The 13,396-nt window shown below is 75.9% G+C and carries 5 protein-coding genes; all 5 read right to left on the minus strand.

From position 1 onward, the window contains the following. Nucleotides 1–102: 102 nt before the first annotated feature. Nucleotides 103–240, minus strand: a complete 138-nt coding sequence (locus ACFVHB_RS10490) for a SapB/AmfS family lanthipeptide (RefSeq protein ID WP_360199162.1) — start codon at nucleotides 238–240, stop codon at nucleotides 103–105. Between the two features lie 99 nt (nucleotides 241–339). After that, nucleotides 340–3,069 (minus strand): class III lanthionine synthetase LanKC, encoded by a 2,730-nt coding sequence (gene lanKC / locus ACFVHB_RS10495; protein ID WP_380318264.1) that lies wholly within the window; start codon nucleotides 3,067–3,069, stop codon nucleotides 340–342. A 765-nt stretch (nucleotides 3,070–3,834) separates the two neighbouring features. After that, nucleotides 3,835–5,211 (minus strand): DHA2 family efflux MFS transporter permease subunit, encoded by a 1,377-nt coding sequence (locus ACFVHB_RS10500; protein ID WP_380318602.1) that lies wholly within the window; start codon nucleotides 5,209–5,211, stop codon nucleotides 3,835–3,837. Between the two features lie 92 nt (nucleotides 5,212–5,303). After that, nucleotides 5,304–5,501 carry an MbtH family protein gene (locus tag ACFVHB_RS10505; RefSeq protein ID WP_380318268.1) on the minus strand — a complete coding sequence of 66 codons (198 nt, stop codon included), beginning with the start codon at nucleotides 5,499–5,501 and terminating at the stop codon, nucleotides 5,304–5,306. Further along, nucleotides 5,494–13,188, minus strand: a complete 7,695-nt coding sequence (locus ACFVHB_RS10510) for an amino acid adenylation domain-containing protein (protein ID WP_380318271.1) — start codon at nucleotides 13,186–13,188, stop codon at nucleotides 5,494–5,496. Before ACFVHB_RS10510 ends, ACFVHB_RS10505 begins: the two co-directional genes overlap by 8 nt. Nucleotides 13,189–13,396: the final 208 nt, after the last annotated feature.

Here is a 13,396-nt window from a genome sequence, read left to right on the forward strand (position 1 = left end):
AACACCCCGGCGGTGACCGCTGCGGCCCGGGGGCCGGCCGGGTGTCCGGAGATCACCCGGCCGGCCCTCCATGCGGCCCGCCCTACGGGCGGGTGGCACGGGTCAGAGGCAGACGAGCGTGCTGACCGTGCTGGTGCCGCAGTTGAGGACGCTCAGCGAGCTGGTGCTGGCGAGGGTGTCGTCGATCGGGGCCGCCTCGGTCTCGGGCAGCTCCAGGGTCTGGAGGTCGAGGATCGCCATGACTTTCTCCTTCACTGTGCGGTGAAATCACCCGGCCGGGCGGCCGGGAGCCGGTGGGGCGCGGGAGTCGCGCCGGGGGCGGACGGGCCTGGCGGGCCGTCAGCGGGCGGTCGGGCGCTTGCGCGGCGGTGCGGTGCCGGGCGCGCCCGTGAACGGGAGGAACGGTGTGCCCGCGAGGGCGGTGCCCAGGGCCAGCAGCACGCCGGCGGAGCCGGTGGCGAGGTCCGCCGAGAGCCGCAGCAGCTGGTCGCCGGGGAAGGCGAGCCGCCCTTGGTAGGGGACTTGGTGCAGGGCGAGCAGCGCCCGCTGGCGGTCCGGCGGCGCGGCGTCGGTGCCGTGCGCCGGGACGGTGCCGGGCGCGGCGTCTGCGGCATGCCCGGTGGCCGTGCCGTGCGCGGCGTCGGGGCCGGGCGCGACGTCGGTGCCGTGCGCGACGTCGGTGCCGCTCGGGGTGACGGTGCCGCTCGGGGTGACGGCCCGGTGGCGGGTGAGGGCGAGGTGGCCGAGGAGTCCGGCCCGGCCGTTGAACAGGCCGGGCTGGATGACGAACTCCGGCTCGGCGGCCCGGCGGATGGCCGGCTCCCGGGCCGCCAGGGCGGAGTCCGGCCGGTGGGCGAGCAGCGCGTCCAGTGCCACGCCGATGCCGGTGCTGCCGGTCTCGATGTAGGGCAGGACCCGGCGGCCGTCGACCACCTGCAGCGTGCCGTCGGCGACCTCCACGCACCGGTCGAGGTCCAGCTCAAGCAGCGTTTCGGCCTGGTCGAGCAGGGCGTGGTCGCCGGTGTGCTCGTGGAGCCGGACGAGGGCGAGGGCCGCGCCCGAGGCGCCCGCGAGCAGTCCGGCACGGCGCTTGGGGTCGCCGCGGCCCGCCTTCTCCCAGGTCGCCGCGGCGGTCCTGGCGAGGGTGAGCGCCTCGTCCAGCAGGCGATCGTCGCCGGTGGCGAGCGCGAAGTGGAGCAGGGTGAGGGCGATGCCGGGACCGCCGGTGGCCAGCCCCGGCCCCGGTTCGGCCTCCGCGGACCCGGTGAGCCGCGACAGGAGCACCAGCGCCTGTTCGTCCTCGCCCAACAGGTCCAGGACGTAGGCCACGCCGTGGCCGCCGTGGTAGAGGCCGGCCGGGAGGCTGCGGTCGCGGGCGGCGTCGGCCAGCCAGCGGACGTGGCCCGGGTCGACGGCGGCTCCGGTGACGTGAAGGGCGTAGAGGACGCCGGCGGCGCCGTGGGCCAGGCCGAGCCCGCCCTGCGTGAACTGGGCGATGTCACCGGGGAAGAGCCGGTCGGTGCGGTCGGGGGTGGCCATCGCGGCGATGCCGGCGGCCAGCGAGTCCCTGATGGCCGGCCAGTCGGCGACCGGCGCCTCCAGCAGCGCCCGGGTCTCGGCCCGGCCGCGGTCCAGTTCGGGACGGGGCGTGCGGCCGTCGGACGGCGTGGCGCCGAGGAAGCGGCGGATGTCGTCGGTGTAGCCGGGCGGCACCGGGAAGCGGCGTTCCACGGCGTCGGCGAGCTGCCCGGCCTTGCCCGGGTCGAGGGCGGTCAGCTGGGCCAGCGGGTAGAAGAGCCAGAGGCGGATCGCCGCCAGCCCGTACCGGTCGACGTCCGTCCCGGTGTAGCCGGGCGGGGCGGTGAATCCGGCGGCTCCCAGCGCCGGCCGGAGGAAGTCCTCGACGGTGCTGGCGAGTTCGAAGTCGATGAGGCAGAGTTCGCCGTCCGGCCGGATGATCAGGTTCCGCGGGTGGAGGTCTCCGAAGACCACGCCGCGGGCATGGATCTCCGTGAGCGCCCGTTCCACCTGGCCGACGATCGCGAGGGCGTCCCGGGTGTACTCGGCGACGGCGTCCTCGTCGGCGCCGGGGTGGATCAGCGGGTAGCGGGCCGTCAGCCACTCGCTGAGCGACTGCCCCTCGACGTACTCCTGGACGAGGAACTCGTGCTCCCAGGCGGTCAGCAGCCCGTGCTCGGCGGGGACTCCGGGGGCGCCGGCCAGGCGGACGAGGACGTCGTGCTCGTTGCGCAGCCGGGTCACCGCGTCGACGCCCCGTTGGTCGAGGCCGGCGAAGGGACGGGCCTCCTTCAGCACCACGGGGGGCCGGTCCGCGCCGTCGCGGGCCAGGTAGACGCCGCCGGCGTTGGAGAAGTGCAGGACGCGCTCCACCGTGTAGGGCAGTCCGGTGTCCCGTTGGGCCGCGCGCTCGGCCACGGCCGGGGCGATGCACTCCGGGACGGGCGCCCAGGGCGGGACGGCGAACCCCGCCCCGCGGACGTCCGGGACGAGCCGGCCGTCCGGTCCGGTGAGCGCGAGCACCCGCTCGCCCTCCTCGTTGCGGCAGTGGCGTTCGGCGAAGCCGCCGTACCGCAGGTAGAGCGGTCCGTCCTGCCAGCGCAGGTCGCTGAGGATGTACGGGCCCTTGCGGCCGGCCAGCAGGGCGCCCAGACCGTCGAGACATCGCTCGAGTTCCGCGTCGTCCACCGGGTAGAGCGTGCAGAACTTCCCGCTGGAGCCGCGCGGGGCGTACTTGGAGTTCTGGACCTGGAGGATCGGCAGCCCGCGCAGGAACTTGAAGGTGACGCGCTCCCGCAGGCAGTAGGCGTGGACGGTCTCCAGGACCTCCTCCGCGGTCTCGATGCACGAGGAGACGTGGATCTTCCAGCCCTGGTCGGGGATGCGGACGTCGACGGGACGGACGACGGCCCACATCTCCAGGTCTCCGCGCTCCCAGCCGTCCGGCAGCGGCCGGGCGACGGCGGCGAATTCCTCGTGCGCTCCCCAGCGCCGGGGAGAGTCGTAGAAGAGCGGGTCGGCGTAGGCGTAGGCCTCGTACCGGTTGTCCAACGGAAACCCTCCTCGGTGCAGGGGTCTGCGCAGGCGGGACGGTGGAGAAAGAGGGGTGCTGGCGAAGAGCCGGTGGGTGTCGCGCCCGGCGTCGCGGAGGTGCCGGCCGGATGCCAGGGACGAGAAAGTCCTGTATGGCGATGCGACCATCCGAATAGTGGAGCCGCCAGTGATTCCTCCGCAACGGCGCACTGGGACTTCGACAAAACGATTCTGCGTACCGGATCGCACACGGAGCCGACCCGCAAGCCCGGCGCAGGGCCGTGCGCCGCCCCGTGGCGCGGCCGGGCCTCCGGTGCCGGGCGGGAGCCTGCGGGGCGATCAGTCCGCGTCGGCCGGCCCGCGGCCGGCCCGCCAGGAGGGCGGCTCCGACCTGCGATGACACCTCCCCCCTTCAGACCACCCCTCCCCTGGGGGCCGCCTCGCACCGCCGTGGCGGGCTCCGGCGCACGCCCAGCGGAGGGGACGATTCCGCCCCTTCGCGTTCACCTGCCCGCACCCGCCGATTCCTCCGGAATATCGAACTGAATCGTTTCTCTCGTATTTCTGTTCCATGGCGGGAGTATTTCGCGGAACCGGATAATTCGTTTCCGACCGACGTCCCGCAGCCGCCGGAACCGCCCGAAGGCCGGCCGGTGAGTCCCGGGAGAAGCCTTCCGGCGCGGCGCCGGTCGGCCTCGCGGAGTGCGGCCCGCAGGCGCTGGAAGCACCGCGGGCCCGCCCCCTGCGACGGGGGCGGGCCCGCTCGGGCACTGCGGCGGTTCGCTAGTCCAGCGGCGGCGGTCCCGGGGCCTCCCCGGGGAGGCGGGCCGCGATCAGCGTGCCGGCCGCTACCACCGCCGCCGTGACGAGCAGGGCGGCGCGGTACGGGCCCGGTTCGGCGGTGTGCGGGCCGTCCTCGGAGAGGGCGCCGACCAGGGCGGCCGTGACGGCGATGCCCAGCGCGCCGCCGAGGGTGCGGACGATGGTGAACAGGCCCATCGCCCGGCCCATCGCGGGCGGCGGGACGTCGGCGAACCCGGCGATCTGCAGGGTGAGCACGGCGGTGCCGAGGATCAGGCCGACGCCGAACATCAACGCCCGGACCGCCCAGGCGCGCTCGCCGACGCCCGGCACGGCCAGCGCGGCGAGGACCAGCGCGGCGAGCAGCAGGGCGGGCACCGCGAGCCGGCGCGGGCCGAACCGGGGCAGCAGCCGGTCGACCACCTGGGAGGCGGCCATCAGGCCGATCGCCTCCGGGAAGACGCTGAGGCCCGCGTCCAGGGCCGACGCCCCGAGGGCCGCCTGGTAGAGCAGCGGGAAGACGAACAGCGCGCCCATCAGCCCGGCGGCGGTCAGCAGGGCCAGCCAGGTGGCCGCCCCGAAGGCGCGGTCGGCGAGCAGCCGCAGGTCCACCAGCGGGTCTTCGGCACTCAGTTGATACCGGACGGCGAGACCGAGCAGCAGGACGCCGAGCACCCCGCCGATCGCGACGGCCGGGGAGGACCAGCCGTGCGCAGGGCCGAAGCCGAGCGCGTAGGTGAGCAGGCCGAGGCCGGGGGTGGCGAGCAGGAAGCCGGTGGTGTCGAAGCGGCCGGCCGCCTCCTCGTCCTGGTCGCCCAGTCCGAACAGGCCGGTGAGGACCGCCGCCACCCCGATCGGCACGTTGACCAGGAACAGCCAGTGCCAGGACAGGTGTTCGGTGAGGAAGCCGCCGACCGGCGGCCCGAGGGCGGGCATCAGCGCGGTCGGCACGATCAGCACCTTGCCGAGTCCGGCCCGCTCGTGCGGGGCGAAGGCGCGGAAGAGCAGGGTCATCCCGACCGGGGTGAGCAGCCCGCCCGCCACGCCCTGGACGGCCCGGGCGGCGGACAGCGTGCCGAGTCCGGGCGCGGCGGCGCACAGGGCGGAGGAGAGGGTGAAGGCGGCCAGCGAGCCGAGGAAGACCCGCCGGACGCCGAACCGGTCGCCGAGCCAGCCGGCCACCGGCAGACCGACGGCCAGACCGACCAGGAAGGCCACCTCCACCGCGTTGGCGGCGGAGACCGGGCGGCCGAAGTCCTCGGCGATGGTGAAGAGTGCCGGGTTGACGATGGTCGAGTCCAGGCCGTTCATGCACATCGCGGCCGTGTAGACGACCACCACCGCGACGCGCCCGGCCAACGGCGGGCGCGTCGCGGGGGCCTCGGCGGCGGCGTCCTCGGCGTCGGTGGCGGCGGTGGCAGCGTCCTCGGCGTCGGTGGCGTCGGTGGGGGTCACCGGACCGGACACAGGTCGGTCCAGTTCGCGGTGATCCGGTCGAGGGCCTCGGCACGGGCGCAGGGCCCGTGGGCGACGGTCCAGCCGGCCGGGACGGCGGCGAAGGCCGGCCAGAGCGAGTACTGACCCTCGTCGTTGACCAGGGCGAGGAACTCGCCGTCGCCGTCGAAGGGGTTGGCGGGCGCATCACTCATGGGTCGGGTTCTCCTGGGGTGCGGGGCGGTCGGCGTGGGCGGGGCGGTCGGGGTGGTCGAGCCGGGCCAGGCGGTCGGCGATCACGCGGGCGATGTGCGCGATCGGTTCGGGCAGGGTCATGTCCTTGTGCGAGCAGGCGACGTTCGTGTTGTCGATCCGGCCGGTGACGTACGGGGCCCAGAGCTCGGGTACCAGGGTCGCGTCGATGGTGTCGACGGTGGCGCGGAAGAAGAGCACGTCGCCGTCGAACGGGCGGTGGTCGTAGCCGCGGACCAGGTGGTTGGTGTTGAGGTAGATCCGGTTGAGCGCCTCGACCGTCGCGTCGTCCAGGCCGGCCAGCGGGCTGCCCTCGCGGCGCAGCAGCTCGGTGACGTGGGCGAGTTCGAGCGGGCGGCCGTCGAGGTCCTCGGGGCCGTAGCCGCCCATGGTCAGCAGTGCCTCGAGTGCCTCGGCCTGGTCGGGGACGGGCAACTCCCGGAACCCCTCGGCCGGGTAGGCGTCGAGGATCGCCAACAGCTCGACGGTGCAGCCGAGTTCCTGGAGCCGGACGGCCATGGCGTGGGCGATGATGCCGCCGGTGGACCAGCCGAGCAGGCGGTAGGGGCCGTCGGGCTGCACCTCGCGGAGCCGGTCGACGTAGTGGGCGGCCAGCTCCTCCATCGTCCGCGGCAGTGGCAGCGCGGCGGTGGCGGCGCCGACGCCCTGGGCCTGGAGGCCGTAGATCGGCACCTCGGCGGGGAGGTTGCGGATCAGCCCGGTGTAGCACCAGCTGAGGCCGCCGGCCGGGTGGACGGCGAACAGCGGTGCCGGTCGGCCGGGGGCGGTGGGCCGCAGCGGCAGCAGGACGTCGAGCGCGTCGGCGGCACGGGCGGCGTCCCCGGTGGCGGAGAGCGCGGCGTCCAGTGCCGCGGGCGTCGGGGCCTGGAACAACGTGCCGATGCCGGCCTCCAGCCCGAGCACGGCGCGGATCCGGCCGGCCAGCCGGACGACCAGCAGCGAGTGGCCGCCGAGGGCGAAGAAGTCGTCCTCGACGCCGACCGCGGGCAGGCCGAGCACCTCGGCGAAGAGCTCGCAGAGCTGCTGCTCGCGGGGGTTGCGCGGGGGCCGGCCGCCGCCGCTCGCCGGGGCGTCGGGGGCGGGCAGGGCGCGGCGGTCGAGCTTGCCGTTGGCGGTCAGTGGCAGCCTGTCCAGCAGCACGACCGCGGACGGAACCATGTGCACGGGCAGGTGGGCCGCGGTGTGCGTGCGCAGCTCCTCGGCGGTGACGGCGGGTGCGGCGGGTGCGGCCGGCCCGGACGGCCCGGACGGCGCGGACGGCGCGGATGATTCGGACGGCACGGACGACTCGGACGGCACGGACGACTCGGACAGCCCGGACGGCGCCGATGACTCGGGCGGCCCGGACGACGGCGAGGGCCCGGATGGTGCGGGCACGGCGTAGCCGACCAGGCGCTTGTCCCCGGGCACGTCCTCGCGGACGATCACGGCGGCGTCGGCGACGTCCGGGTGGGCGGCCAACACGGCCTCGATCTCGCCGAGTTCGATCCGGAAGCCGCGGATCTTGACCTGTTGGTCCGCCCGGCCGAAGTACTCCAGGACGCCGTCGGCGCGGCGGCGGGCGAGGTCGCCGGAGCGGTACATCCGGGTGCCGCGTTCGCCGAAGAGTTCCGCGTACGGGTCGGCGACGAAGCGCTCGGCGCTGAGGGCCGGGCGGCCGAGGTAGCCGCGGGCGAGGCCGGCGCCGGCCACGTACATCTCGCCGGTGACGCCGGGCGGGACGGGCTGGAGGTGCCGGTCGAGGACGTAGACCCGCAGGTCGGGGATGTTGACGCCGATGGTGCTGCTGGTGCCGGCGGCGGCGCTCGCCCGGTCGAGGGCGATGTGGGAGACGTGCACGGTGGTCTCGGTGATGCCGTACATGTTGACCAGGACGGGCGCGTCGTCGGCGTGCCGCCGGTACCAGTCGTCCAGGCGGGCGAGTTCGAGCGCCTCGCCGCCGAACACGACGTAGCGCAGGGCGAGTTCGGTGCCCGGCCGGTCCCGGTCGGCGGCGCTGAGCTGGTAGAAGGCGGACGGGGTCTGGTTGAGCACGGTGACCCGTTCGCGGGCCAGCAGGTCGAGGAAGGCCGCCGGGTCGCGGCTGACCAGGTGCGGGACGACGACGAGCCGGCCGCCGTGCAGCAGGGCGCCCCAGAGCTCCCAGACCGAGAAGTCGAAGGCGTAGGAGTGGAAGAGCGTCCAGACGTCCTCGGCGCCGAAGCCGAACCAGTGGTCGGTGGCGGTGAACAGCCGGACCACGTTGTGGTGGGTGACCGGGACGCCCTTGGGCCGGCCGGTGGAGCCCGAGGTGTAGATGACGTACGCGACGTCGTCCGGGCTGAGCGGCCGGGTGCGTTCGTGCTGGGCCAGCGGGGTGGCCGGGAAGCCGGCCGGCTCCGGACCGTCGACCAGGAGCCGGGGCGCCTGGTGCGCGGGCAGCCGGGGTGCGGTGGCGGCGTCGGTGAGCAGCGCGGCGGGTGCGGCGTCGGCCAGCATGTAGGCGAGCCGGTCGGCCGGGTAGTCCGGGTCCAGCGGGAGGTAGGCGGCGCCGGACTTGGCGACGGCGAGCAGGGCGACGACCAGGTCGAGCGAGCGCGGCAGGGCGAGCGCGACGATGGTGCCCGGTCCGATCGAGCGGGCGGCCAGCAGGCGGGCCAACCGGTCGGAGCGGGCGGCGAGTTCGGCGTAGTCGAGGGTGGCGCCGTCGTGACTGACGGCGGTGGCGGCCGGGTTGGCGAGAGCGGCGGCCTCGAACAGTTCGGGCAGGGTGGCGCCGGGGGTGGAGCGGACGGGTGTCCCGTTCCACTCGACCAGCGCACGCCGCCGCTCCTCGGGGCTGATCAGCGGGAGCAGGCCGATCGCGGTCTCGGGCGCGTCGGCGGCGGCGGTCAGCAGCCGGGCGAGCCGGTCGGCGAGCGCCCGGACGGTGGCCGCGTCGAACAGGTCGGTCCGGTACTCGAGGAAGCCCGCGATGCCGCCGTCCGGGCGCTCGCCCGCGTTGAGGGTGAGGTCGAACTTGGCGGTGCCGGACGGCACGGCGCCGATCCGGGCGGTGAGCCCGCCGCCGAGCGCGAACTCCTCGTCGGGGACGCTCTGCCAGGCCAGCATGACCTGGAACAGCGGGTGCCGGGCGAGGGAGCGCGGCGGGTTGAGCTCCTCGACCAGCCGGTCGAACGGCAGGTCGGCGTGGTCGTACGCGCCGAGGACGCTGCTGCGGACGCGGCCGAGCAGCTCGCGGAAGCTCGGGTCGCCGGACGTGTCGGTGCGCAGGACCACCGAGTTGACGAAGTAGCCCACCAGCGCGGCGGTTTGGTCGGAGTCACGGCCGGCGACGGGGGTGCCGATCGGGATGTCGGTGCCGCAACCGTGCCGGGTGAGCAGGGCGGCCAGGCCGGCCTGGACGGCCATGAAGACGCTGGTGCCGGTGGCGCGGGCGAGGGCGGCCAGGGCGGCGTGGGTCTCGGCGTCGAGGGCGAACGGCACGGTGGCGCCGTGGTGGCCGGCGACGGCCGGGCGCGGGCGGTCGGTGGGCAGGTCGAGCTGGTCGGGCAGGCCGGCCAGGGTCTTGCGCCAGTGGTCGAGCTGGCGGACGGCGAGCGGGGTGGGCGCCCCGGCGGCGCCGAGCAGCTGCCGCTGCCAGGTCACGTGGTCGGCGAACTGCACGTCCAGCGGCGCGAATTCAGGTGTGCGGCCGGCCTGGCGGGCGGTGTAGGCGGCGGCCAGGTCGCGGGCCAGCGGGGTGGTGGAGGCGCCGTCGCCGGCGATGTGGTGGAGCAGCAGGAGCAGCGTGTGCTGCTCGGGGCCGTCCGTGAACAGGCTTGCCCGCAGGGGCGGTTCGGCGCCGAGGTCGAAGGCGTGGCGGACGGCTTCGGCGAGCGAGTGCCCGGTGTGCAGCGGGACGTCGGCGGGCGGCAGGACGCGCTGGTACGGCTCGCCTCCGGCCGGGTCGCCGCCGTACGGCTCGTCTCCGGCCGGGTCGCCGCCGAACGGGTCGTCTCCGGCCGGGGCTCCGACGGCCGGGGCACCGATCGACGGGACATCGGCGGACGGGGCACTGGCGGACGGGGCGCCGACGGACGGGGCGCCGGCGGACCGGTCGCCGTCGGTGGGATCGACGTAGACGGTGCGCAGGATCTCGTGCCGGGCGGCCAGGTCGGTGACGGCCTGGGCGAGGGCGACACGGTCGAGCGGGCCGGTGAGGGTGAGGACCAGGGGGATGTTGTAGGTCGGGCTGGGGCCTTCGAGCCGGTGCAGGAACCAGAGGCCGCGCTGGGCGGGTGAGAGCGGCAGCCGTTCCGGGCGCGGGCCGGACCGCAGGGCCGGGCGCGGCTCGGGCGCGGAACGCTCGCGCAGCAGGGCGGCGAGGGCGGCCGGGGTGGGGTGGCGGAAGACGTCGGCGAAGCCGACGGCGGTGCCGAGGCTCTCGCGGATCCGGGCGGCGAGGCGGCCCGCCAGCAGCGAGTGGCCGCCGAGGTCGAAGAAGGACGCCGACCGGCCGGGCTCCTCGGGTAGGTCGAGGACGGCCGCGAACAGCCCGCGGATGACCTCCTCCTGCGGGGTGGCGGGGACGTCGTCGCCACCGGCGGCGGCCTCGGCGGCCGGTTCGGCGACGGCGGGCTCGGGCAGGGCGCGGTGGTCGAGCTTGTCGTTGGCGGTGCGCGGCAGTTCGTCCAGGACCAGGACGGCGGCGGGCACCATGTGGTCGGGCAGCCGTTCGGCGAGCGCGGCGCGCAGGGCGGCCGGGTCGAGGTCGGCCCCGGGGGCGGGGACGGCGTAGCCGAGCAGCCGCTTGCCGTGCGGGCCGGGGCGGGCGATCACCACGGACCGCTCCACGCCGGGGAGTCGGCCGAGGACGGCGGCGATCTCGCCGGGCTCGATCCGGAACCCGCGGATCTTCACCTGGTCGTCGGCGCGGCCGAGGAACTCCAGGGTGCTTCCCCCAGCCCCCGGCCGGGGGGACCCCCATGCGCGGCGGCGGGCGAGGTCGCCGGTGCGGTACATCCGGCTGCCGGGCGGGCCGAACGGGTCGGCGAGGAAGCGCTCGGCGGTGAGGTCGGGGCGGCCGAGGTAGCCGCGGGCCAGGCAGGCGCCGGCCACGTACAGTTCGCCGGCGACGCCGTCGGGGGCGGGGCGCAGCGAGCCGTCGAGGACGTAGACGCGGGAGCCGCGCACCACCCGGCCGACGGGGGCGCCGTCCGGGCCGGGAGTCCAGGAGTAGGCGTCGACGGTGGTCTCGGTCGGGCCGTAGAGGTTGAGCGGGGTGAGCCCGTCGACGGAGGCGAGGCGCCGCCAGAGCGCCTCGGGGGTGGCCTCGCCGCCGACGGCGACCACCGCCGGGCGGTGCCGGCCGTCCTCCAACAGGCCCTCGGCGATGAGGACTTCGAGGTAGGAGGGGGTCAGGTCGAGGTAGTCGATCCGTTCCCGGTCGACGTAGCCGGCCAGGGCGGCGGGGTCGCGGTACGTCTCGTCGTCCAGTAGGTGCAGCTCGTGGCCGTGGACCATCCAGAGCACCGGGTCCCAGGAGGCGTCGAAGGCGAACGAGGCGCTGTGGGCGACGCGCAGCTGCGCGCGGCCGGCGCGGCGGACGGCGGGGGCGATGTGGTCCTCGCCGTGACCGGCGTGCAGGTTGGCGAGCGAGGCGTGGGTGACCACGACGCCCTTGGGGCGGCCGGTGGACCCGGAGGTGTGCAGCAGGTAGGCGGTGCCGTCGAGGTCCGGCCCGGGGAGGGCGGTGGCCGGCCGGGCGTCGATCGCGGCGCGGACCGCGGGGTCGTCGAGGGTGACCGCGGACCTGCCCGCGCCACCGGGCAGGGCGGCGAGGGCTGCCGCGGTGCCGACCGCGCACACCGGCCGGGCGTCGTCCAGGATGTCGGCGATCCGCTGCCGGGGGTGGGCGAGGTCGAGCGAGAGGCAGGCGCCGCCGGCCTTGAGCACGGCGAGCATGGCGACCACGGTGTCGGCGCCGCGCGGCAGGGCGAGCGCGACGGGCGTCCCGCCGTGGACGCCGAGGGCGGCCAGGTGGTGTGCGAGGCGGTTGCTCGCGGCGTCCAACTCGGCGAAGCTGAGCGCGGTTCCGCCGCTGCGCACGGCGACGGCGCGCGGGGTGCGGGCGGCCTGCCCGGCGAACAGCGCGGGAAGGGTGCTGGTGACGGCGGGTTCGTCCCGGCCGGCGGTGGCGCGGCGCAGTGCGTCGTCGTCCAGCAGGTCGATCCGGGCGATCGGCGTCCGCGGGTCGGTGAGCAGCAGGTCGGCGAGGCCGTCGAGGTAGCGCAGCAGGCCGTCCCGGTGCGCGGCGAGCGCGGGGGTGTCGTAGCGGCCGGGGTTCGCGTCCAGGCCGATGCGCAGGGCGCCGTCGGGGCCGGGCGAGACGGCGAGGGCGAGGTCGTCGACCGGACCGGCGGCGAGGTTGCGGACGGTGCCGGGCAGGCCGGCCAGGTCGAGGTCGCGCTCGAAGGCCTTGATGTTGACCATCGGGCCGAACAGGGCGCGCCGCCCGCCGGTGAGGGCGAGGTCGCGGCGGAGGTCCTCCAGCGGGTAGCGCTGGTGGCGCCGGACGGCGCGGACCTCCAGCACGACACGGCGCAGCAGTTCGGCGGCGGTGTCCTGCGGGTGCACGGCGAGGCGCAGCGGCAGGACGTTGGCGGCGGCGATCGGGGTGCGCAGGGCGGCCGGGCCGCGGCGGTTGGCGAGCGGGAGGCCGAGCAGGACGTCGTCGGTGTTGGCCAGGCGGTGCAGGTAGCCGGCGGTGGCGGCGATGACCAGCTCGGCCCAGGTGGCGCGGGCGGCGCCGGCCGCACGCTCCAGCCGGGCGAGGGTGCCGGCGGGCAACTCGGTGGTCTGGCGGAGGAGTTCGGCGGGGGCGGCCGGAGTGGCGGCCGGTCCGCCGGCGGGCGTCTCGGCGGCGGGCGGAGTGGAGGGCGCTCCTGTGGCGGACGTTTCGGTGTCGGGCGTTTCGGTGCTGGGCGTTTCGGTGCCGGGCAGGGTGGCGGGGGATTCGGCGCCGGCCAGCCGCTCGCGCCAGAAGGCCTGGTCGGCGGCGTAGTCGGGGCCCTCGCGGTAGGCGGCCTCCTCGGCGGCGACCTCGGCGGGGGTGGCGAAGGTGCGGTCGGCGGGCTGCTCGCCGGCCGCGAGGGCGGTGTAGAGCTCGGCGACCCGGCCGCCGAGCAGGGTGAGCGCGTAGGCGTCGACGGCGAGGTGGTGCACGCGCTGGTACCAGCAGTGGCGGTCGTCGGCGAGCCGGATCAGGGCCTGGGTGAACAGCGGCCCCGCGGCGAGGTCGACCGGCCGGGCGAGGTCGGCGCGCATCCAGGCCCCGGCCTCGGCGTCCGGGTCGGCGGCGGCGCGCAGGTCGAGGTGGTGCAGCGGCCAGGCGTGGCCGGGGCGCAGCCGCTGGCGCGGGGCGCCGTCCTCGCCGGCGGTGACCACGGCGGAGAGGGCGTCCGCCTCACCGACGGCCTGCCGCAGGGCGGCTTCGAAGAGGTCCGCGTCGAGCGGGCCGGTGATCTCGACGGCGTCGCCGGTGTTGTAGACCGGGCTGTCGGGGTCGAGCGCCTGCGCGTACCAGATCGCCGCCTGGGTGGCGAGCAGCGGTACGTCGGCTGCCTCGGGGGCGGCGACGGGGTCGGACGCGGCCTGGTGGCGACGCATGGTTCTGAGAGCTCCTCGGGTCCGGCGAACGGCACGCCTACTTAGGTTAGCCTAAGCTATCTTCATATCGTCTGGTCAAACGCCCGCCGGAGTGCGGGCCCTGACGCCCCCGGAGGCGCCGATGTCCCCCCTGAACGCGAGCCGGCCCGCGCCACCCCCGGGCGCCGCGGACGGCCCGGACGGGCCGGAGGACCCGAACGGCGTGAAC

This window comes from Kitasatospora sp. NPDC127111, assembly GCF_042677465.1.
Classification (GTDB): domain Bacteria; phylum Actinomycetota; class Actinomycetes; order Streptomycetales; family Streptomycetaceae; genus Kitasatospora.

Bases quoted from the DNA above. Each gene is read 5' to 3' on its own strand.
- ACFVHB_RS10490 (WP_360199162.1), bottom strand. From the start codon at position 240: ATGGCGATCCTCGACCTCCAGACCCTGGAGCTGCCCGAGACCGAGGCG.
- ACFVHB_RS10505 (WP_380318268.1), bottom strand. From the start codon at position 5,501: ATGAGTGATGCGCCCGCCAACCCCTTCGACGGCGACGGCGAGTTCCTC.
- ACFVHB_RS10510 (WP_380318271.1), bottom strand. From the start codon at position 13,188: ATGCGTCGCCACCAGGCCGCGTCCGACCCCGTCGCCGCCCCCGAGGCA.